General features: G+C 74.7%; 14 protein-coding genes and 2 pseudogenes. 5 read left to right on the plus strand and 11 right to left on the minus strand.

Annotated features, from left to right (window positions below; genetic code table 11):
• Nucleotides 1–28: 28 nt before the first annotated feature.
• Nucleotides 29–175 carry a hypothetical protein gene (locus tag BX266_RS39005; RefSeq protein WP_180290678.1) on the minus strand — a complete coding sequence of 49 codons (147 nt, stop codon included), beginning with the start codon at nucleotides 173–175 and terminating at the stop codon, nucleotides 29–31.
• A gap of 182 nt (nucleotides 176–357) precedes the next feature.
• Here BX266_RS39005 and BX266_RS30605 point away from each other — a divergent pair, with 182 nt between their 5' ends.
• Together BX266_RS30605 and BX266_RS30610 are read left to right on the plus strand one after the other, a co-directional pair.
• Nucleotides 358–876: a SigE family RNA polymerase sigma factor gene (locus tag BX266_RS30605; protein WP_099905085.1), complete on the plus strand. Its 519-nt coding sequence runs from the start codon at nucleotides 358–360 to the stop codon at nucleotides 874–876.
• 65 nt (nucleotides 877–941) lie between these two features.
• Nucleotides 942–1,838, plus strand: a complete 897-nt coding sequence (locus BX266_RS30610; protein ID WP_143687033.1) for a hypothetical protein — start codon at nucleotides 942–944, stop codon at nucleotides 1,836–1,838.
• A 470-nt stretch (nucleotides 1,839–2,308) separates the two neighbouring features.
• On the opposite strand, the gene BX266_RS30615 is transcribed toward BX266_RS30610, so the two are convergent.
• Complete coding sequence (locus BX266_RS30615; RefSeq protein ID WP_143687034.1) at nucleotides 2,309–3,853, minus strand: hypothetical protein; 1,545 nt, start codon at nucleotides 3,851–3,853, stop codon at nucleotides 2,309–2,311.
• A gap of 148 nt (nucleotides 3,854–4,001) precedes the next feature.
• Between BX266_RS30615 and BX266_RS30620 the strand changes: the two genes are divergently transcribed.
• The gene (locus BX266_RS30620) at nucleotides 4,002–5,066 is read left to right on the plus strand and encodes an ADP-ribosylglycohydrolase family protein (RefSeq protein ID WP_099905091.1); all 1,065 of its coding nucleotides are present in this window, start codon (nucleotides 4,002–4,004) and stop codon (nucleotides 5,064–5,066) included.
• 11 nt (nucleotides 5,067–5,077) lie between these two features.
• On the opposite strand, the gene BX266_RS30625 is transcribed toward BX266_RS30620, so the two are convergent.
• The 5 genes from BX266_RS30625 to BX266_RS30640 all read right to left on the minus strand — a co-directional run bounded on the left by BX266_RS30625 (nucleotide 5,078) and on the right by BX266_RS30640 (nucleotide 13,253).
• Entirely contained in the window at nucleotides 5,078–7,534 is a 2,457-nt protein-coding gene (locus BX266_RS30625; protein ID WP_143687035.1) for a hypothetical protein, read from the minus strand.
• A gap of 65 nt (nucleotides 7,535–7,599) precedes the next feature.
• The gene (locus BX266_RS30630) at nucleotides 7,600–10,848 is read right to left on the minus strand and encodes a hypothetical protein (protein ID WP_143687036.1); all 3,249 of its coding nucleotides are present in this window, start codon (nucleotides 10,846–10,848) and stop codon (nucleotides 7,600–7,602) included.
• 5 nt (nucleotides 10,849–10,853) lie between these two features.
• On the minus strand, nucleotides 10,854–11,012 hold the full coding sequence (locus BX266_RS39010; RefSeq protein WP_180290679.1) for a hypothetical protein: 159 nt from the start codon (nucleotides 11,010–11,012) through the stop codon (nucleotides 10,854–10,856).
• Between the two features lie 418 nt (nucleotides 11,013–11,430).
• Nucleotides 11,431–12,177: an MBL fold metallo-hydrolase gene (locus BX266_RS30635; RefSeq protein ID WP_099905098.1), complete on the minus strand. Its 747-nt coding sequence runs from the start codon at nucleotides 12,175–12,177 to the stop codon at nucleotides 11,431–11,433.
• A gap of 101 nt (nucleotides 12,178–12,278) precedes the next feature.
• Nucleotides 12,279–13,253, minus strand: a complete 975-nt coding sequence (locus tag BX266_RS30640) for a GlxA family transcriptional regulator (protein WP_099905100.1) — start codon at nucleotides 13,251–13,253, stop codon at nucleotides 12,279–12,281.
• Nucleotides 13,254–13,792: 539 nt separating this feature from the next.
• Here BX266_RS30640 and BX266_RS30645 point away from each other — a divergent pair.
• Nucleotides 13,793–15,577 (plus strand): annotated as a pseudogene (locus BX266_RS30645) (glycoside hydrolase family 9 protein); the annotation flags it as partial.
• Between the two features lie 119 nt (nucleotides 15,578–15,696).
• Here BX266_RS30645 and BX266_RS41280 read toward each other — a convergent pair.
• Nucleotides 15,697–15,960: a hypothetical protein gene (locus BX266_RS41280; RefSeq protein WP_399171317.1), complete on the minus strand. Its 264-nt coding sequence runs from the start codon at nucleotides 15,958–15,960 to the stop codon at nucleotides 15,697–15,699.
• A 25-nt stretch (nucleotides 15,961–15,985) separates the two neighbouring features.
• Here BX266_RS41280 and BX266_RS41285 point away from each other — a divergent pair.
• Nucleotides 15,986–16,279 (plus strand): annotated as a pseudogene (locus tag BX266_RS41285) (cellulose binding domain-containing protein); the annotation flags it as partial.
• A 387-nt stretch (nucleotides 16,280–16,666) separates the two neighbouring features.
• On the opposite strand, the gene BX266_RS30655 reads toward BX266_RS41285, so the two are convergent.
• The 3 genes from BX266_RS30655 to BX266_RS30665 all read right to left on the minus strand — a co-directional run bounded on the left by BX266_RS30655 (nucleotide 16,667) and on the right by BX266_RS30665 (nucleotide 20,426).
• A complete protein-coding gene (locus BX266_RS30655) occupies nucleotides 16,667–17,224 on the minus strand; it encodes a hypothetical protein (protein WP_143687037.1) in 558 nt (185 codons plus the stop codon).
• A 116-nt stretch (nucleotides 17,225–17,340) separates the two neighbouring features.
• Entirely contained in the window at nucleotides 17,341–19,566 is a 2,226-nt protein-coding gene (locus tag BX266_RS30660) for a hypothetical protein (protein ID WP_259464934.1), read from the minus strand.
• 44 nt (nucleotides 19,567–19,610) lie between these two features.
• Nucleotides 19,611–20,426, minus strand: coding sequence for a hypothetical protein (locus BX266_RS30665; RefSeq protein ID WP_099905109.1), 816 nt, complete (start codon nucleotides 20,424–20,426; stop codon nucleotides 19,611–19,613).
• Nucleotides 20,427–20,492: the final 66 nt, after the last annotated feature.

Raw genomic sequence — 20,492 nt, forward strand, 5'->3', positions numbered from 1 at the left:
AGGAGAACGGCGGCGCGGGCCGCCGGTGTCAGCGACAGCAGGCGGAGCCGACGAACCCGAAGTCGACGGCGCGGCGGCTGGTCAGCAGCGGCGTCGGCGCGGGGGACAGCCGCGGGCAGGCGGGAGCCGCGGCCGCACTTCGACCGCCGATCACCGCACACACGTTCCCGGACATGCCTTCGAGTCTGGAGGATCGCCCGAGTCCCCGTCCACCGCCGACTTGTGATCGGAACCGAACACCCCCGCTTATCAATGGACGCCCCGTTACCGAAACTTGATCTCCGGCGCGCGACGGGACCCGCCGGCCGCGGCGTGTATGGAGGACGTCGACGAACACTTTTCCATCCGGGGGACCACATGACCGAAGGGCTCGGCTTCGACGAGTTCGCGGCCAGTCGGGCGCGCCGCCTGTTCCAACTGGCGTACCTGATGTGCGGTGACTGGCACCAGGCCCAGGACCTGGTGCAGACGGCCCTGTCCAAGCTGTACCCGGTCTGGGGGAGACTGCGGCGTGGCGACGGCGAGGCCGGCATCGACGCCTACGCCCGCAAGGTCCTGCTGCGCTGCTACCTGTCTCACCGGCGGCTGCGGCGCTCCAGCGAACTCGCCGTCGGCGAGCTCCCCGAGGAGCCGGCCCTCGGCACCCCGGAGGGCAGCTCCGCCGCCCTCCGGCTGACCCTGGTCGCCGCGCTGCGCCAACTCCCGCCCCGTAACCGGGTCGCGGTGGCGCTGCGGTACCTCGAGGACTACAGCCTGGAGGAGACCGCCGAGGCGATGGGCATCACCGTCAGCGCCGTGAAGAGCCTCAACTCCCGCTCGCTCACCCGGCTGCGGGCCATCCTCGGCCCCGACCGCGCCCTGCTCCTGCAGGACTGACCCACCCCCCCAACTGCACGTACGGAAGGCCACGGACATTGGACCTGGACCAGGAGCTCTCCCGCATGATGGAGAGGAGCGTCGAGGAGCTGACGGTTCCCGTGGCGGTGATCGTCGCCGAGAGCGGGCGGCGCGGCCGCCGCCGCCAACTACTGCGCCGACTGCGGATCGCGGGCACCGCGCTCACCGTCGCCGGCCTCGCCGCGGCCGGTGCGGGCGTCGGCCTGCCCATGACCGGTGCCGGCCACGCGCCGGCCCGCACCGTCGGGCCCGCCGCGATCGGCCCGTCCGCCCCCGACGCCGACCACACCGACACCCCGTCGCCCGCCCCGAGCACCACGCCGAGTTCGGCGCCGTCCCCGGTCCTCCCGATGGGCGCCGGACCGGAGCTCACCTCCGGCTGGCCCGACGGCAAGCCCACCGGCTACCTCATGGAGTTCACCCCGCTCCAGGTGTACCAGACCCTCGGCGCGATGCTGCCGGGTCGCACCTTCAAGCTCGGCTTCGGGAGCGGCTACCCGCCCGTGTCCCCGGACAACGGGTCCAGCGTCGATCTGCGCTACACCGACGACGAGGCCACCTCGGCCATCGTCATGACGATGTCGCGTCCCATGCTGCCCTTCCCGACCGACGGTCGCGCGCCCGCGGTGCCGCCGTTCAGGTGCGGCACCCCCAGCGGTCACACGGGCAACCACCAGGAGGCCTGCTTCGCCGGGTACCTCCCCGACGGCAGCTGGGAGTTGGTCGAACTCGACGACTCCCGGCTGCCGGGCCTCTACGGGTACCGGGTCGCACTGTGGCGGCCCGACGGCCTGGTCCTCGACTTCACCGAGTTCGTCGGGGTCCCCGATTCCGACGGCGCCGGCCACGAGATCACCCGCGAGAACCCGCCGCTCGACCTGACCACCTGGCGCGCCGTCGTGGAGAGCTCCGACTGGTCGTACTTCGAGCCGGCCCGCTGACCGCGCCGTGCGGAGGGCCGCCGACTCCCGGGCGCGCGGGCGGGAACGTGCAGCCGGCCCAACCCCTCGCCGCCGCCGTGCCGGACCAGAATCTCGGCGCGCCGGGAAGCGCCCGGTGGCACGCACGCCGGACCGGACGGCGCATGGACGGCGGCCGGGGGACGGGCGCGGGGCTCTCGCGAGGGCGGCAGCCGGTACGCAGGCCAGGGCCACCGGCTGACGGACCGCCAGCAGCTGTGCGAGCCGCCCCGCCGGGGCCTGCCCGCCCGGCCGCGCCCGGTCGCCACCACCGCGGTGGTCGCCAGCAGCAGCGCAAGCAGAGCGAGCCTTCGGCCGGTCGGCTCTCCGCGCCGGGTGTGCGGCGCGCCGCGGCCGTCCGGGACCGGCGGCGGGACCGCTCCGGTCGCACTCGGTCCTCCCCGCTCGGATCACACCCCGGCCACGAGCGGAGCTCGCCCAGCGCGCGTCCGTCAGCGGTGCCGGCCCGCCTGCTGCCGGGACGGACGGGCGGGCGGCGGGAGCACCGGGCGCGGCGCGGGCCGGCCGGGTGGCCGGCGGGTGCCGCGGCCCAACAGGAAGCCCAGGGCCAGGCCGAGCGCGATGCCGGCGACGGTCCAGCCGAACGCCAGCCGGCAGGCCGCCCACCAGGAGCTCACCTCGCCGGCCTTCCAGCGCAGGAAGTCGTGCGAGGTCACCACGCCGACGACCAGGCCCAGCGCGGAGACCAGCACCTGCGGCAGCCCGCCGGGCGGGGATCCGGGCTCGGGGAGCGGCAGCGCGAGCAGGGCGGGCAGCAGCAGCGAGAGCACCCCGGCGATCGCAAGGCCGGGGACCGGTCCGACCAGCCCGGCGCCCGCCAGCCAGGAGGCGGCCGGCACCCAGGCCAGCGCCACCGTCTGACGGACCGCCAGCAGCGTTCCGAGCCGCGCCCGGCGGGCGGCGCCCGCCCGCGTCAGGTGCAGTCCGGCCAGCCCGGCGAGGATCGTCGCCCAGCCCGCGGCCCAGGCCACGAACTGCCCGCGGAAGATCCCGGGGTCCGCGTCCGCCGGAAGCGCCGCGGGCAGTGGCTCGGGCGGCAGAGCCACCGTGGTCCAGGCGCCGTCCACGGTCCGGACCAGCAGCCCGCAGCACTGGACGACGACCTGGTACCCGCCGCCCGGTGCGGCGGCCACCACCATCGGAACGCCCGCGGGGGCGCCCGGGGCGGCGGGCGGCGGGCCGGGCCGCGGGGCCAGGCCCTCGGTCAGCGGCGAGCGGCGGTCGACCTGCCAGGTCAGCCTCCCGTTGTGACTCACCTCCACCGGCAGGAAGGGGTCGAGCATGCGGAAGCAGAGCCCGGCCGGCTCCGGCAGGCAGACGCCGGCCAGCGGGTCCGGGGCCGGGTCCGGGGCGCGTCGCCGGGCGGCGCTTGCGGAGGCCCGCCAGGTCAGTCCGCCGTCGGCCGTGGTCCAGCGCTGGTGGTGGAGGAACATGACGGGCTGTCCGGCCTCGGACACCAGCCTCGGCCGCCTGCCGGCGACATCGGCCTCGGAGGCGCTGGTGGCCACCATCGCGGTCACCGCCAGCGGGACGGTCAGCAGCGCGAGCAGCCGTCGATCGGGCCGGTGCCGCCAGAGCCACCAGGAGACCATGAGGGCGGGGAGCGCGAGCAGGTCGGTGCGGTCGGCGACGGTGCGGCTCTCCACTCCCGTCAGCGACCACAGCCGGGAGGCCGACTCGGCCCCTGCGGCCGTGGACTTGGCGAAGGCGAAGCTCGCGGCGGTGAACGCGATGCCGACCGCGGCCGGGCGGTCGCCGCGCAGCCGCAGCACGGCCGTCGGCAGCAGCGCGAAGACCGGCGGGGCGACCACCATCCAGGCCACGTCGCTGAGCTTTCCGGTCAGGCCGCCCGGCCAACCGTGCTTCGCCACCCGGTCGTTGAACGCCAGCAGCAGGACCGCCAGCAGCGTGCCGGGATGCCCGGCCCAGCGCAGCACAGCCGTGGTCCCGGCGGTTCCCTCCCCCGTGTTCCGCATGGGAACGAGTCTGCTGACCCCGCGTCACAGCCCGGCCACGGCCATGTCTCGCTACGCACCACCGCCGAGGGCGACGTCCTGCCTGCCGGCTGCGCGCCGTCGCCCCGTAGGGTGCCGGAAGGCGACCGGGCACGAGGGGGAGCGGGACATGACGGGGGAACGGGAACGGGCACGCGGCTGCCTGCTCGGCGGGGCGCTCGGCGACATGCTGGGGAACCCGATCGAGATGCGCTCCATGGTCACCGTCGAGGCCGAGTACGGACCGCAGGGCCTCTGCGGGCCGGTGCCCGACCGGCACGGCGTCACCGGGCGGATCACCGACGACACCCAGCTGACCCTGTTCACCGTCGAGGCCCTGCTGAACGCCCGGCACACCGGCCACCCCGAGGCGGACGCCCTGGACGCCTACCTGCGCTGGCACGACACCCAGCGTTACACCGCCCCGCCGCCCCCCGACGGCCACCCGCACCGCACCGGCCGGCTGCGGACCGAACCCTGGCTGTACGCGCGCCGCGCCCCCGGCCGGGCCTGCGAGTACGGCGTGCTGGACCGCCATGTGCCCGACCCGCGCACCCCCGTCGACGGCCGCCCCGGGCCGGTCAACCCGGACGCCAAGGGCTGCGGCGCGCTGATCCGCTCCGCGCCGTTCGGCTTCCCCGGCCTGCTCCCGGCCGGGGCCGACGAGCGGGACGCCTTCGAACTCGCCGTCCGCTGCGCCACCATCACCCACGGCCACCCGACGGGCTACTACCCGGCCGGGGCACTGGCAGTGATGATCCACCAGCTGTTCAAGGGCCGCACGGTGTCCGACGCCGCCTCGCGCGCCTTCGCGGTGGTCACCCGGTACCCCGACCACGGGGCGACCGCCGTCGCGATCCGGTCCGCCTTCGCACTGGCCACCCAGGGCCCCGCCGACGCGCAGCGCGTGGAGAGCCTCGGCGGCGGCTGGACCGCCGAGGAGACCCTCGCCATCGCGCTGTACGCCGCGCTCGCCGGCACCACCGGGACGGCCCCCGGCCGAAACCCCGTGGAGGCCGCCCTGCTGCTGTCCGTCAACCACTCCGGCGACAGCGACTCCACCGGCGCGGTCTGCGGCAACCTGCTCGGGGCCGCGCACGGCGAAGCCGCCCTGCCCACCGACTGGTTGGCGGTGCTGGAGGGCCGTCCCACCATCACGGCCCTCGCCGACGAGGCCGCCGGGCCCGGTGACTGACGCTCCGTCGCCTACGGCTCGGCCGGGTCGGAGCCGTCCAGGTCGAGGGCGAGGACACCGTTGGGCGTGGCGGCGCAGATCCGGCCCCCGTCGGTGACGGCGAGGCCGACCACGGGCGTGCCCAGCTGGAGTTCCACCAGGGTCGGGCGGCCGCCCCAGCGGGCGATCCGGACCGCGCCGTCGGCCCAGCCGGCGGCGGCGAACAGGCCGTGCGGCGTGCCGGCCAGCGCCACGGCCGTGACCGGGGCGGACCGGGTGAACAGCGGTGCGGGGAGGGCGTCCTGACCGGGCGCCCAGGTGCGGACGCTGCCGTCCCGGCCGCCCACGGCGACCAGGTGCGCGCCGTCGTGCCAGGTCGTGTCGACCGCTGTCACCGGGCCGGCGGTCAGCGTCTGCGCCGACCGTACCGCCTGCGCCTCGGGCCGGTCCTCCCGCAGGTGCACCCGGCCCGCCGCGTCGCCCAGCACCAGGACCCGGTGCTCGCCGCCGCGGGCGGCGATCGCCGTCGCACCCTCGTCCAGCGTCGCCAGCAGTTCCCCCAGCGCCGGCGACGGGGCGCCGTCGAGCCCGGACGGCCGGACCGGCCGCACCGCGCCACTGCGCAGCAGCGGGTACGCACTTCCGTCCGCCCCCGTCGCCAGGGCGACCGTCGACCGGTCCTCCAGCCGGAGCGGGTCGGTGGCGCTGCTGCGGCCGGTGGCAGGGTCGAGCGTACCGATCTCCCATCCGCTCGCCACCGCCACGTGGTGCGCGCGCAGCGGACCGTTCTCCCGGGCGAGCAGGTACACCGGCTCGGTCGACCGCGGGACGGCCCAACGGGACCGCCACGCCTGGCCGGAGAGCTCCGCCAATCCGTCGGCGAGCGGCTGGTCCGCCCCGCCCAGCCAGGCGTGCAACGCCGAGGCCCGGACCGCCGGGTCGGCCGTGCCGGCGACCAGTGGCCCGGCCGCCCGCCACGCCCGCCGAACGACACTCGGCCGGTCCCGCTCCCCGGCCGCCGGCCGGTCGGCGAGGTCCGGGACGGCCGGGTCGGTGAGCGGGTCATCGGCGGAAGAGGCGGTGCGGACGGCTTGCCGCGGTACCGGCTCCGTCCCGTCCGGCGCGGTGTCCGCCGGCGCCTCGCGGGCAGCGGCCGGCCGGTGGGTGAGGGCGGTGTCGACGGCCGGTGGATCGGCGTGGGCCAGCACGGCCGGGTCGGCGAGCAGGTCGTCGGCCGGCGTGCCGGTGCGGACGGCGTGGCGCAGCACCAGGCCGAGGCGGTCGGCGTCCGCCGGACCGGGCTCTTCGGGCAGCAGGTTCTGACGGAGCGACAGGTGGTCCAGGCGCCATTCGGCGAGGTGCTCGCCGAACTCGCGCGGCCAGACCCGGTAGCGGCCCCGCCCGTCCGGCGGCAGCAGCAGCGCGGTCGCGGCGTGGACGGCGGCGGGCCCGCCCCCGCCGGGGAGTTCGGACCACAACTCGGTGTCCAGGCCCTCGCCGATCCCCGCCAGGGTGCTGATCGGGACCCGGCTCGCCTCCGGCACGGAGGCCCACCAGGCCCCGGCCAGCGCCTCGGCCCGCTCCCCGGGCGGCCCGGCCGGATCGAGCACCGGACCCGGCGCGGTGCGGGCGGCCAGCAGAGCCAGCGCGGGGGAGGGGTACACGCCGTCCGGCAGCTGACGGCCCGCCAGGCCGGCCGCCCAGTCGGCGAACGCCTCGCGGTCGGTCCACCGCGGATCGTCGAGGTCCAGCACGGCGGCGGGCACGTCCAGCGCCTCTGCGGCGGGCGTGCCGGTGGCGCACTCCACGACGATCCGCAGCCAGGGCACGCCGAGCAGCGGGCGCAGCACCTCGGCGGCGATCCGCTGCGGCGCGTCCGGCACCAGCCCGTCCGAGCCGGCCCGGTCCAGGTCGGTCACCACCAGGACCCGCGGGACCCCGTCGATCAGCGCGGCGAGCAGGTCGTCCGGCCCGCCGGCGGCGACGCCGAGCGCCGCGGCCAGCCGCCACACGAAGGTGTCGAACGTCAACTCGGCGGCGGCCAGCACCGCGTGGACCCGGCGACCGGCGCGCGGGTGGTCGGGCGGGCAGGCGGTGGCCAGCCAGTGCAACAGGTGGGTGCGGCCGCTGCCGCTCGACCCGGCGATCCGGCACAGCCGGGGCGCCCGCGCGTCGTCCAGCCAGCCCAGCAGCGCCCGCCCGGCCGGCCGCCGGCCGGCGAGCAGCGGCGGCACGGCGACCGGCGGGCCCTCGGCGGGCGCCGCGGGCTCGACGGGTGCACCGTGCCGCGGGTTCGGCCAGAACCGCAGCGGGCGCCCCTGCCGGTCGACCTGCCACGCGCCCGTCACCGCCTCCGGCGGCACCGGCCCGTCCGGGTCGTGGCCCGGGTCCGCCCGGAACAGCCAACCGCCGCGCCCGGCGGCCTCCTCGCACTCCGGCCCGGTGATCGCGCCGATCCCCGGCACCGGCCGGTACCCGCGCGGAGCCACCGGCTCCCACGGCCCCGTCCCACCCGCATCCCCGTTCAGCACTGCCCGACCTCCCCGTCGTCCGACTACCCGAGCGCCTGCTCGTTGGCCTCCAGCCAGGCCTCGGCGGCCCGGCGCTGTTCCTCGACCGTCCCGACCTGGGCCGGTTCCGCCCGGTCGAGCAGGTCGACCAGGGGCGGCGCGACCCCCGGCGCCACCGGGACCATCAGGTACGCCCGCTCGCCGCCGGCCTCGGCCAGCGCCCGGTCGACGGTGACGTCCCGCCGGGTTCCGGCCAGCACCAACGTCCAACCGGCGGGCTCCAGTTCGAGACTCACCGCGCGCAGCGCCCGGAACGCGTCACCGCTCCGCCGCTCGATCCGGCCCCACGGTCCCTGCGCCGTCACGGCGTACCGGTCGGCCGGGCGCGCCGTCTCGTCGCGCCAGCAGGCGACGCGGCAGAACGCGGTCCCCTCCGGTCCGACCGCCGGTACGTCGGTGCGCTCGCCGCGCAGCGCGTACGGGTGGCCCTCGTACGCGCGCGGCACCCCGCCCGCGCCCGGCGGCTCCCAGCCCGCGGGCGGCTGCGCCGTCTCCGCCAGGTCGATCCCGAGCACCCCGTCCGCCGTCGCCACGCAGAGCCGGCCCAGCTCGGTGACCACCAGGCCGACCGCCGGCGACCCGAACCGCAGGTCGTGGGTGACCCGTTCGGCGCCGACCAGCACCACCCGGACCAGCCCGTCCGCCCATCCCGCGGCGTACATCAGGCCGTGGACCGTGCTGGTCACCGCCACCGCGGTGACCGCGGCGTCCCGGGCCAGGACCGGATCGGTCATCGGATACCGGTCCGGCATCCACGTCCACACCGTGCCGTCCGCGCCGCCCGACACGACCAGGTGCTCGTTCTCGTAGTGGGTCAGGTCCACGGCGGTCACCGCCCCCCGGTGCGCGGCGCTCTCGGTGCGGCGCGGCTCGGCCCCCGGCAGCCCGGGGACCGCGTGCACGTACCCCGCCTCGTCGCCGAGCACCACCACCGGACGCGGCCGGCCGAGCGCCGCCATCGCGGTCGCCCCGTGCTCCAGCGACTCCCGCAGCCGCACCAGGGCGTCCGCGACGGTCTGCGGGTCGTCGGCCGCGCCGATCGACAGGATCCCGCCGTCCGCCGTCAGGACGTGCCGGCTGCCGTCCTCGCCGACCGCGAGGGCGGCCAGCGACGGATCGTCCAGGGTGGCCCGGTCCGCCCGCTGCACCAGCGTCCCGTCGCCGGGATCGATCGCGCACACCGTCCGCCCGGCCGCCACCATCAGCAGGCCAGCCAGGTCCCGGCCGTGCCCGGCCGCGAGCCGGTACACCCGGTCGACCCGGCGGGCGAACGACCAGCGGACCCGCCACCCGTGACCGGCCGTCAGCGCCAACCGCGCAGCCGTGTCGGCGAGTTCAGGGTCGTCGGCGCCCGCCAGCCAGGTGTGCAGCGCCGACGCCCGGACCTGCGGGTCCGCGCTCGCCGTCACCACCGGACCGGCCAGCCACCAGGCCTCGATCAGCCGCCGCGGCGGATCGCCCGCCCGCTCCGGCCCGACGCCCCACGGGCCGCCGCTCATCCGGTCGGGCGAGGTGGCGTCGGCGAACGCCGGGGAGAAACTCCCGAACGCCGCGGTGACCGCCGCCGGATCGGCGTGCACCAGCACCGCCGGGTCCGCCAGCAGGTCGAGCACCGCCGCCCCGGAGCGCACCGCGTGCCGCAGCACCACGCCCAGCCGGTCCGCGTCCCGCGGGCCCGGCCGGGCCCGCAGGACCGCCCGGCGGAGCGCCGCGTGATCCAGACCCCACAGCGTCAGCCGGTCGGCGAACGAGTACGGCCAGACCCGCAGCCGCCCACCGTCGTCCGACGGCAGCACGAAGTCGGCGGCCGCCTGCACCGCCGCCGCCCCGCCGGTGGTCGGCAACTCCGCCCACAGCGCGGCGTCCACCCCGCCCCCGACGGCCGCCAGCGCCACCATCGGCGCCCGCGCCTCCTCGGGCAGCGACGCCCACCACGCCTCGGCCAGCGACTCGGCCTTCCGCCCCGGCTCCGCCGCCGGGTCGACCGGCACGCCCGGGGCGGTACGGGCCGCCAGCAGCGCCAGCGCCGGCGACGGGTACAGCGCGTCCGACGGCAGCTGGTGCTCCGTCAAGGTGAGGCACCAGTCCTCGAACGCGAACGGGTCGGTCCACTGCGGACGGTCCAGGTCGAGAACGGCGGCCGGAACGTCCAACGCCTCCGCGGCCGGTGTACCGGCGCCGCACTCGACCACCATCCGCAGCCACGGCACGGCGAGCAGCGGACGCAGCACCTCGGCCGCGATCCGCTGCGGCGCGTCCCGCACCAGCCCGCCACCGGCCCGGTCCAGGTCCGTCACCACCAGCACCCGCGGCGTCCCGTCGGTCAGCGCCGCGACCAGCTCGTGCGCGCTGCCGGCCGGAACTCCCAGCGCCGCGCCGAGCCGCCACACGAAACTCTCGGCCGTCAACCCGGCCGCGTCGAGCACCGGTTGGACGCGCCGGTCCGGCCGCGGATGGTCGGGCGGGCAGGCCGCCGCCAGCCAGCGCAGCAGGTGCGTACGACCGGTGCCGCTCGACCCGGCGACCCGGCACAGCCGCGGCGCCCGCGCGTCCTCCAGCCAGCCCAGCAGCGCCCGCCCCGCCGGCCGCCGCCCCGCGAGCAGCGGCGGCAGCGGCGGCGCCGCGACCCCGGCCGCCCGCTCCTCCGCGGGCGCCCCGTGGCGCGGGTTCGGCCAGTACCGCACCGGATGGTTCGCCCGGCTGACCTCCCAGACACCCGCCACCGCCTCCGCCGGCACCGGCCCCCGCGGGTCGTACCCCTCGTCGACCTCGAACCGCCAGCCGTCGACCGCCTCCGTCAGCCGGCCCGCGTCGCCCGGGTACGGCCGGTGCCCGCGCGGCACGATCGGCTCCTTCGGCGGGACCCAGCCTTCGAGCCCGAGCTCCTTCACCGCCTCGACGGAGTCCGCGGTCGCCCGCGCGGACAGGTCCGGCAGGCCGTAGTACGGGTCCTCGGGCTGCTCCGCGAACAGCTCGACGGCCCGGGAGGGCGTCAACTCCCCGGCGCGGGCCGCCTTCAGCAGGTCCGACCAGTGCCCGGACCCGGAGAAGCGGTCCAGGCGGCGCAGCTCGACGAACCAGGCGGCGCCCTCCGCGTCGGAGAACCACAGGTAGCCGCGCAGGCCGAACCCGGTGCTGACCACCGGGCAGTACTCCACCGGGCCGGTGGCGTCCGTCCCGTAGCGGGGCGGGCTGTGGTCCGCGACGATCCGCGCGCCGGTCGGTCGGTCCATCGCCGTCACGGCACGATCTCCCCGTAGATGTGAATCTTCCCCTCCGCATCGCGGATCACCTTGTCCGCCCGCCAGTTGAGGCCGCGCACGGCTTCCTTGCCTCGCAACGAGGACGGGAGTCCGTCACCCGGACAGGTCGACACGACGCCGTCCTCGGTGGGCACCTGACCCTCCGACGTGCTCGGGTCGTCGAGGTGGAAGTGGCTCAGGTCGGTGCCCGGGCACCACGCCGCGCACCGTCAGGTACGGAACCTCCGCCTCCGCGAAGCCCCGGGCCCGCGCGAACGCCAGCAACGCGGCCTCGTCGGTGAACGCGTGCAGCCACCGCAGACCGCCGTGGTCCCCCGCCCCCGCCCGCACCATCCGTACCTGGTGCGCCAACCCGGCGTTCGACACCCCGTCATCCCCCCTGCCCCCGTCGGCCTCCTTCGGCGCAACATCGACACGATAGTGGGAAACCGGGAATCGGTCGGCCTGCGATCGATCGGGTTCGTCCGGTTTTGTCACGCGAACGGCAGAAGATCGCCGCCGATTCCGGGCCGGGCCCGCGCCCGCCGGGGGGTACGCCGGCCCGACGGTGCGTCAGTCGCGGCGCGCGGTGCGGCGGCCGGCGGCCTCCAGCCGGGCGAGGCGGTCGTGCTCGCGGTCCGCCCACCGCCGGACCCGGACGGGATCCAGCGGAGTGCCGTGGCCGACGTACAGCGTGGTGGGGTCGAGGGCGAGCATCGCGCGGAGGCTGGCCAGGTTCTGCCGCGGGTCGTCGTGGAACGGCGGGTTGGCGGGCCTACCGGGCACCAGGCCCATGAAGGAGTTGGCGACCAGGTCGCCGGCCACCAACGCGCCGGCGTCGGTGAGGACGGACACCGACCCGGCGGTGTGGCCGGGCGTCGGCACGATCCGCGCCGCGACCCCGAACTCATCGAGCGCGGTCTCGCCGCGGACCAGCACCGCGGGTTCGAAGGGCTCGGCCCGGGCGTGCAGCTTCCGGTGGCGAGCCATCAGCCGGCCCATCGGCCCGGTGGGCAGGTACGGCGCACGGACCCGGCCCGAGCGGTACGGACCCAGGTCCGCGACGTGGCCCGCCAGCGGCGCGCCGGTCAGCCGCTGCAGTTCGGCGGCGGAGCCGAAGTGATCGATGTGGCCGTGGGTGATGACGATCAGCGCGAGCTCGGCGGGGTCGACGCCGTGGGCGGCGATCCGGTCGCGGATCCGCTGCCCGCTCCCGGGCGTCCCGGCGTCCACCAGGACGGGACGCCGCCCCAGCACCAGGTAGGCGTTGATGTGGTGCGGGCCGGTCACCGGGATCGGGACCACCTTCGTGCGGGACATGGTTCTCCTCCGAAATGTGCGGAACGGTGCCGCGTCCGGACACGGCGGGGCGCCGCGCGGACGCGGTGGGCCGCCGGCCGGGCGCGGTGAGCGACGAGGTGTCAGAAGCGGCGGCGGTACTCGGCCGGGGTGGTGCCCAGCCGGCGGCGGAAGGCGCGGTGCAGCGTCTCCACGGAGCCGAGGCCGCTGGCGGCGGCGACCTCCGGCAGGCTCGACCCGCGGTCCTCCAGCAGCCGCCGGGCCGCCTCCAGCCGGGCCGCCTCCACGTACGCGGCCGGGGTGGTGGCGGTCCGCCGGCGGAACAGCCGGGTGAAGTGCCGGGTGCTCAGATGGGTGCGGGCCGCGAGCGCCTCCAGGGAGAGGTCCTCGGCCGGGTGCTCGGCGATCCACCGGCACAGCTCGTCGATCCGGTCGTCCGAGGAGCCCGGCACCGACAGCGGGACGCTGAACTGGCTCTGCCCGCCGGAGCGTTTGACGTACATCACCATCATCCGGGCGGTCGCCAGGGCGAGGTCCTGCCCGTGGTCCTCGGCGACCATGGCCAGCGCCATGTCCATCCCCGAGGTGACGCCGGCACAGGTCCACACCCGGCCGTCCCGGACGAAGATCGGATCGGGGTCGACCCGGACAGCGGGGTGCTCGGCCGCCAGCCGGCCCGCCGTGAGCCAGTGCGTGGTGGCGGGCCGGCCGTCCAGCAGCCCGGCGGCGGCCAGCAGGTGCGCCCCCGCGCAGATCGACCCGAGCCGCCGGGCCCGGGACGCCGCACCGCGGAGCCAGCCGACCACCTCCTGGTCGATCACCGGCTCCACCCCGTCCTCGACCAGCTCGATCGCGCCCGACACCAGCAGCGTGTCGACCGGGCCGGCCACCTCACGCAGCGTCAGGTCGGCCAGCAGCCGGACACCACTGGAGGTGACCACCGGACCGCCGTCGGCCGTCGCGATCTGCACGGCGTAGCCGGGCCGCTCGGCTCCGGCGACCCGGGTGGCGACCGAGAACACCTCGGCCGGCCCGGTGACGTCCAGCAGCTCGATTCCGGGAAAGGCGACGATCACGACGCGGTGCGACGGGGGCATGCCCCGATCCTCGCTCCCACGCCGACATGGCCGCAATGACCAGGATCTGCCACATCGGGCCATCGGTGGGACGGCCGGGAACGGCGGTCCGGCCGGGCGAGCGCGCGCCCGGGCGCGGCCCCGAGGAGTTCGCTGCGGCGCGGCTCGTCGCCGAGCAACGAGCGCCGCTCTCGACCGACCCTCGGACCCCCTCGCCACCGGCGGGGCGAACCGGGGGTCGGTCGCGGCGGACTCGGGCGCCGGTCGCGTCGGGCCGGGCGCTTTGCCAACTCCGCTGCGCGAGTGCTGCGTTGTGCATTGACACGGACGCGTCGGCGCGGCCACCATGGACGCCGCCCACTGCCTGTCGACGCCACACCCGTCGGCCAGGAGTGGGAGCGCTCCCATGGCAATGCAGCAGGTCAGGGGAGGTGCGTTCGGCTGCCCACCCCCCACCCCCACCCCGAGGCGCCCCGCCCACCCCGCCTGCCGTCCCCGCTCCCGGCGCCGCCACCGCGTCCCCTCCGCCGGGCCCCACCCAGCCGTCCCGGAAGGACGCCATGCCGCACCCCGCCGCACCCCCACCCGGCACCACCCCCACGCGTACGGTGGCCCCCGGCCGCCGCCCGGGATCCGCCCGCCGCACCGTGTTCGGCGTGGCCGCCGCCTGCGCCCTGGCCGCCGGCGCCCTGCTGCCGCTGCAGGCCTCCTCGCCCGCCCGGGCCGCCACCCCCGCGTTCAACTATGCCGAGGCACTGCAGAAGGCGGTGCTGTTCTACGAGGCCCAGCAGTCCGGCACGTTGCCCGCCACCAACCGGGTCGGCTGGCGCGGCGACTCCGCCCTCGACGACGGCAAGGACGTCGGCCTCGACCTCACCGGCGGCTGGTACGACGCCGGGGACCACGTCAAGTTCGGCCTGCCGATGGCCGCTTCGACCACCATGCTGGCCTGGGGCGGGATCGCCGAGAAGCAGGGCTACACCGCCTCCGGGCAGATGCAGTACCTGAAGAACAACCTGCGCTTCGTCGACGACTACCTGATCAAGGCGCACGCCGCCCCGAACGTGCTCTACGGCCAGGTCGGCAGCGGCTCCGCCGACCACGCCTGGTGGGGCCCGGCCGAGGTGCTGCCGATGGCCCGGCCCGCCTACAAGATCGACGCCTCCTGCCCCGGCTCCGACCTGGCCGGCGAGACGGCCGCCGCCCTCGCCTCCTCCTCCATGGTCTTCGCCGACAGCGACCCGGCGTACGCCGCGACCCTGGTCACCCACGCCAAGCAGCTGTACTCCTTCGCCGACACCTACCGCGGCAAGTACAGCGACTGCATCAAGGACGCCCAGGGCTACTACAACTCCTGGAGCGGCTACAACGACGAACTGGTCTGGGGCGCCATCTGGCTGTACAAGGCCACCGGCGACAGCAGCTACCTGGCCAAGGCGGAGAGCTACTACGCCAACCTCTCCACCGAACCGCAGAGCACCACCAAGTCCTACAAGTGGACCATCGCGTGGGACGACAAGTCCTACGGCGCCTACGTGCTGCTCGCCCAACTCACCGGCAAACAGCAGTACGTCGACGACGCCAACCGCTGGCTCGACTGGTGGACCGTCGGCGTCAACGGCAGCCAGGTCAAGTACTCGCCGGGCGGCGAGGCCGTGCTCGACTCCTGGGGATCGCTGCGCTACGCCGCCAACACCTCCTTCGTCGCACTGGTCTACTCCGACACGCTCACCGGGGACGCCACCCGCAAGGCCCGCTACCACGACTTCGCCGTCCGGCAGATCAACTACGCGCTCGGCGACAACCCCCGCAAGTCCAGCTACCTGATCGGCTTCGGCGCCAACTCGCCGAAGAACCCGCACCACCGCACCGCGCACGGCTCCTGGACCGACCAGCTCACCAGCCCCGTCAACAGCCGCCACACCCTGATCGGCGCCCTGGTCGGCGGTCCCAGCTCGGCCGACGACTCCTACACCGACGACCGCTCCAACTACGTCAACAACGAGGTCGCCACCGACTACAACGCCGCCTTCACCGGCGCCCTCGCCCGCCTCTACAGCGAGTACGGCGGGACCGCGCTCGCCGCGTTCCCGCCGGCGGAGACCCCCGACGGCCCCGAAATGTCCGTCCAGGCCTCGGTGAACGCCTCCGGCACCAACTTCACCGAGATCAAGGCCTACCTGATCAACAAGTCGGCCTGGCCGGCCCGCGCCCTCAAGAACGCCTCGCTGCGCTACTACTTCACCCTGGAACCCGGGGTGAGCCCCAGTCAGATCACCCTGACCACCAACTACAACCAGTGCGGCGCGGTCAGCGGCCCCACCCTGTGGTCCGGCTCCACCTACTACGTCACCGTGGACTGCTCCAACACCGTGATCGCCCCCGCCGGCCAGTCCGCCTACCGCAAGGAGGTCCAGTTCCGGATCGCCTCGGCCGGCGCCTGGGACCCGACCAACGACTGGTCCTACCAGGGCATTTCACTCGTTCCCGGGTCGACCCCGGTGGACGCGCCGAACATCCGCCTGCTGGACGGCGCAGCCCCGCAGTGGGGCGCGGAGCCCGGCGGCAGCAGCCCGTCGCCGTCGCCCTCCCCGTCCCCCTCCTCCTCTCCCTCGCCGTCCCCCTCGCCGTCCCCCTCCTCCTCTCCCTCGCCGTCCCCCTCGCCGTCCCCCTCTCCCTCGCCTTCTGCGTCCCCCTCGCCCTCGGCCTCGCCGTCGCCGAGCGGCAGCCCGGTGGCGGGCTGCGCGGTGACCTACACCGTCGGCAGCAGCTGGGGCACCGGGTTCACCGCCGACGTGACCGTGCGCAACACCGGCAGCACCACGGTCTCCGGCTGGACGCTCGCCTGGGCCTACCGCGGCAACGAGGCCGTCACCAACGCCTGGAACGCCAAGGTCACCCAGTCCGGCACCGCCGTCACCGCCACCGACGCCGGGTGGAACGGCACCCTCGCCCCGAACGGCACCGCCTCCTTCGGCTTCCAGGCCACCGGCACCCCCGCCGCCCTACCCGCCTTCACCCTCAACGGCCGGGCCTGCACCACCTGAACCCCCGTGCTCCGGCCCGCCGAGGGGGCGGGCCGGAGCACGGCACCCCGGTCGTCAACCCCTCAGCCCTGCGGCCAAAGGCCGCTCTCTCAGCATGACCTGCCAGGGTCCCGTGTCCGAGCGGCTAGACGAACGGCGAGTATCCGAGTCTCGCAGGTATGAACGACCGCGCCTGGCACGGCTGTATCTACAGGCGGCCGTTGGGTCGGCGGGCCTCCGTCTCTTGGATATGGCACTTCAAGAGGTATTCGACCTCGTCAGGCGCGTGGCGCACCCGGGCCTGCCGCCAAGCGCTGTCGAAGTCGAACAGGTCGCGGCTGAGCCGCTGGAGACGGAGCGCCCGCAGGGTTGTGAGCGGGGAGAGCATGGCCCTCCAGAGGGCCGCCCTCACCCGGCCCGTCCGTCCGGGGGGACCCGCTCCGCCGGCGCGGTGGACGCCTTTAGGGCCTCGACGGAATGCCGGAGCAGAACCTGCATCGCCTCGTGCCGGGTCTCCGGGTCCTGGAACCCGGCGCCGACCGCCTCCCATTGCTCGAGGAACGGGTACCACCAGGTGTTACAGGACCTGATCGCGCGGGAGAGCCGTTGCAGGTCGGCCACGCGGGCGTCGTCCGGGAGCTCAGAAGTCCGCTCGATGCGGTCGAGCACCACGAGGTCCGGATGGTCGTAGAGGGCTGTCTTCAGGAACTCCAGTCGCCTGATCCGTTCGGTGTCGGCTCGCCGGACGGCCAAGGTCGCCTGCGCGGTGGGCGACAGGCGGAGGGTGAGCTTCGCGGAAAGCAGCCGATAGTGCGGGGTGTTAAGCCCGGTGGGTGCACCGAGCACGGCGTTGAGGGTGTCCTCGGCCCCGAACAGGTCGTCCGGTTGCAGCCCGGCGGAGACTTCTGCGGCGGCGGCGCGGAAGTCGCTACGGACCTGCTCTGTCAGATTGGCACGGCGCCGCAAGGCTGGCCGCCAGACCAGGCTGAAGGTCGCCTCGAACGGTACTCCCGTTTCGGCACTGGGCAGTTGACACGGCCCAGGCGAGCCGATGGTGTGCGCGGCCCGCTGCCATGGCCACCTCATCGAGTGGTGCCGTCGGGTGCGAAGAGCTTCTGGAACGGCGCACTGACCAGGTGCTGGTAGAAATCCTCAGCGATGTTGACACCCTGCGCCGTGACGGAGCCTGTGAGCGCCTGCATCAGGTCCATCCCGGCCTGGAACATCCGGTGCCCGCGGAGCGGCACGAGCAGTTGGTCACGGAGCTTCACGTAGCTGTCGGAGTCGCTCGCGCAGGAGCGGATCCAGCCGGTGATCCGGGGGATGGTCTCGATCGCGGTCTCCGGGCTGCCAAGCAGTTCAGTCAAGGCCCGTTGGACGTCGATCTCCGGCCCATCGACCGACAGCAGCCACGGCAGCCCCGGGCCGTCCATCGACATCAGGGCCAGGAATGCCAGGCTCCCGTTCCGGGACGAGCTCCTTGCCTGCTGCCAGGTCTGGACCTCGGCGACCAGCCGGGCGCGGCCGGCCGGTTGGCGGGCGAGCTCCTCGAAGGCTGTGAGCACGCTCTGCCGGACGGCCGGGTCAGAGGTCCTCTGGGCCACCCGCCGCAGCCGGACCACGGCCATCTTCGCGGCGGCAGAACTGACCTGGGGGTCGGCCAGGACGAGGCGGCAGGTGGACACCACGGTGGGTTCGCGGCCACCTGTGTCAGCCCAACTATAGAGCGTGGCCCAGACGAGGCGTCCGACATGCTCGTCGTTCACCGCGCTCCGGAGGACGGCGCCCAGTAGCTCCGGCTCGGTCAACTCGGCCAGCTTGTTGAGGTGTTCCCGGGTGCCGTGGCGTAGGGCCAGGGACGCGAGCGTCCTGACCACCGGGTCCGTCGGATCGGGCCGGGGGTCGAGCTTCGCGAGCCAACCGAGCAGCGGTGTGCGCATGGCCTCGTAGTTGTCCCAGACGTACTCGAGCACTGCCCGTCCATAGGCCGGCCGGTCGAAGAGCACCACGTCGCGCCCGTCGACCGTGGCACCGACGTCCTGGATCCGGCGGCGCAGACCGCGGGCCGCGAAGGAAGCCTGAGCGGCCGTCCCTGTCGTTGGGCCGCTGTTCGCGGACTCCACCACCGCCTGTAGCTGCCGCGCGCCAGTCGACACCAGGGACACCGGCGCGGACTGCCGCACCGCCAAGGCGAGCAGTAAGTAGCGGTCCTCAAGCGCCAACGACCGGTCGGTCCTACCAGCGACGACGGTGCGGTCCCCAAAGAGCTCGTCCAGCTCCCCGCGCCAGTCCGACAGGGCCTCGAGTACGCGGTCCTCGAACGTCTTCGCCGCGCCCTGCTCCGCTCCGTTCCGGAGTAGCACTGGGGTCTGTCGGTACAGGCGGTATTCCTCCCAGACCGCGACGATCCGGTGGACCGCCCGGACCGCTGCTACGGCGTTCAAACCGCTCAGTTGGTCCAGGGCTTGCTGGGACGCCCTGATCTCCCTGGCCAGCTCGTGGTGGCCGCCGGCCTCCAGATGGGCGTCGACCACCGAGTCGGCGGCGGGGGAGTCCGTCAGGCGGAGCACCTGCACACCGGGCCGGGAGATCAGGCTGGGGGCGTCCCAGAGCTCCTGAGGCACCGTCAGAACGAGATGGGATCCACAGTCGGCGAGGTTGTCGGCATGCTTCCCGAGGGAGGAGAGGAAGTCGGCAGAAACCCGGTCGTTGTCCGGATCCTTGAGGTCGAGCTGGAAGGCGTGCCGCGGCTCCAGGGGGAGCCGGGTCCGGCTGGGTGAGTTCCAGTCCGCCTGCAGCTTGACCATCGTGGTGCTCGGCGGAGTGTGTTCGGCCAGCAGGCGCAGTGCGAAGGTGGTGGCGCCGATCGCACGGGGAGCGACGACGACCAGGACGGGTGCCCGCAAGCCGCCGGTGCCCGGGTCGAGGGCCTCCTGCCAGACGTCCTTCCACACGTCGCGGACGCACGGTTGCTCCAGGAGGTCCTCCCGGTCCAGTTCCTCGCCTTCGAGGACATCGCGCTTTCGGGTTTCCAGGATCAGCTGCTGGACGTGGCCGGCCACGACATCGACCTGACCGTGGAAGTGCGCCACCGGGCGAGCGGACGTGTGGATACCCGGGGCAACCTCCTGGGTGACGGGCTGCTCCGGATCCTCCTCGACCTGGGCCGTCGGGGCGTCGGGCTGCTTCAGCCGGTGGTCCTGCTGGGACTGCACCCAGTCCGGCAGCCAGGACTCGAGATCTCCGCCTCTGTGCCCCTCGCCGTTCGGCTCGCCAGCGGATCGGGGCGGGTAGGAGGTGTCGGACACAGGCTTCTCCTTTGTACGGATGCGACGGATGAGGTGGTGCCGGCTCAGCGACTGCGGCGGTCGATCCGGAGGTTCTCAACTTGCCCGTTGATCACGGGGTCGTTGAGCGCGCTGTGGAAGTTGAGGACGGCCCCTGACCTGGCGGATTGCTCCGGCATGGGATGCGCCGGGGGTAGCGTGAGATCGGTGCGCGAACCGGGCTTGGCGGGATCGGGCAAGTACTCGCGGAGGGTGTGAGCGGGCAGGCCCGGGACAGTCAGGCGGCACGGCACCTCGAACCCGGGCTTGTCGGCCACCCGGGCGGTGGCCGACAAGAACTGGCGTTCCGTCAGTTCTGGGCGGGTGCGACCGGCCTGTACGGAGCGCTGGTAGACGGGCTCCGAGAGGACGGCGGCCAAGAACAGCCCGTTTTCGGTCGCGGCCGCGATCGCCTGGTAGGCCGCGTCGCTGTTGACCAATCGGCAGGCGTCGTTGATCGCGGTGCCGCGGTGGTCGGGAACGCTCAGCGGGCCGAGATGGACGGCGGCGCGGAGGCGGATGGTCGGCGCGGCGGCCGTCCGGAGGCCCTCGTAGCGCTGGAGCGCGGCACTCAGGTTCTTAAGCAACGGATCGACCAGCCGCGCAACGTGCCGCGGCGGGAGGAGCAGGATGACGCCGTCGCCCGCGTCCTTGTACCCGGTGTCCAGGGTGTGGGGCGCAGGCAGTCCGCTCTGGGCGAAGACGGTCTCCAGGATGCTGTCCAGATCGGACCGGACAGGCGCCATTTGCGCTTCGGGGAGCCGGCTGTAGCCCTTCATGTCGACGACCATGACTGCCTGCTCGGGCGGCACGTCGTGGCCGGTTACGTCCCGGTCCGGCATGGATGCGGAGGAAACCATGAGTGGGTGGCCTTTCGGCAGGCAGGGCGGTGGACGAGGCCCCATGCT

Origin of the sequence: Streptomyces sp. TLI_171 (assembly GCF_003610255.1) — a bacterium.
Classification (GTDB): Bacteria; Actinomycetota; Actinomycetes; order Streptomycetales; family Streptomycetaceae; genus Kitasatospora.

Coding starts and splice junctions, on each gene's coding strand:
- BX266_RS30630 (WP_143687036.1), bottom strand. CDS start 10,848: ATGGACCGACCGACCGGCGCGCGGATCGTCGCGGACCACAGCCCGCCC.
- BX266_RS30635 (WP_099905098.1), bottom strand. CDS start 12,177: ATGTCCCGCACGAAGGTGGTCCCGATCCCGGTGACCGGCCCGCACCAC.
- BX266_RS30620 (WP_099905091.1), top strand. CDS start 4,002: ATGACGGGGGAACGGGAACGGGCACGCGGCTGCCTGCTCGGCGGGGCG.
- BX266_RS30605 (WP_099905085.1), top strand. CDS start 358: ATGACCGAAGGGCTCGGCTTCGACGAGTTCGCGGCCAGTCGGGCGCGC.
- BX266_RS30610 (WP_143687033.1), top strand. CDS start 942: ATGATGGAGAGGAGCGTCGAGGAGCTGACGGTTCCCGTGGCGGTGATC.
- BX266_RS30615 (WP_143687034.1), bottom strand. CDS start 3,853: ATGCGGAACACGGGGGAGGGAACCGCCGGGACCACGGCTGTGCTGCGC.
- BX266_RS39005 (WP_180290678.1), bottom strand. CDS start 175: ATGTCCGGGAACGTGTGTGCGGTGATCGGCGGTCGAAGTGCGGCCGCG.
- BX266_RS30640 (WP_099905100.1), bottom strand. CDS start 13,253: ATGCCCCCGTCGCACCGCGTCGTGATCGTCGCCTTTCCCGGAATCGAG.
- BX266_RS30665 (WP_099905109.1), bottom strand. CDS start 20,426: ATGCCGGACCGGGACGTAACCGGCCACGACGTGCCGCCCGAGCAGGCA.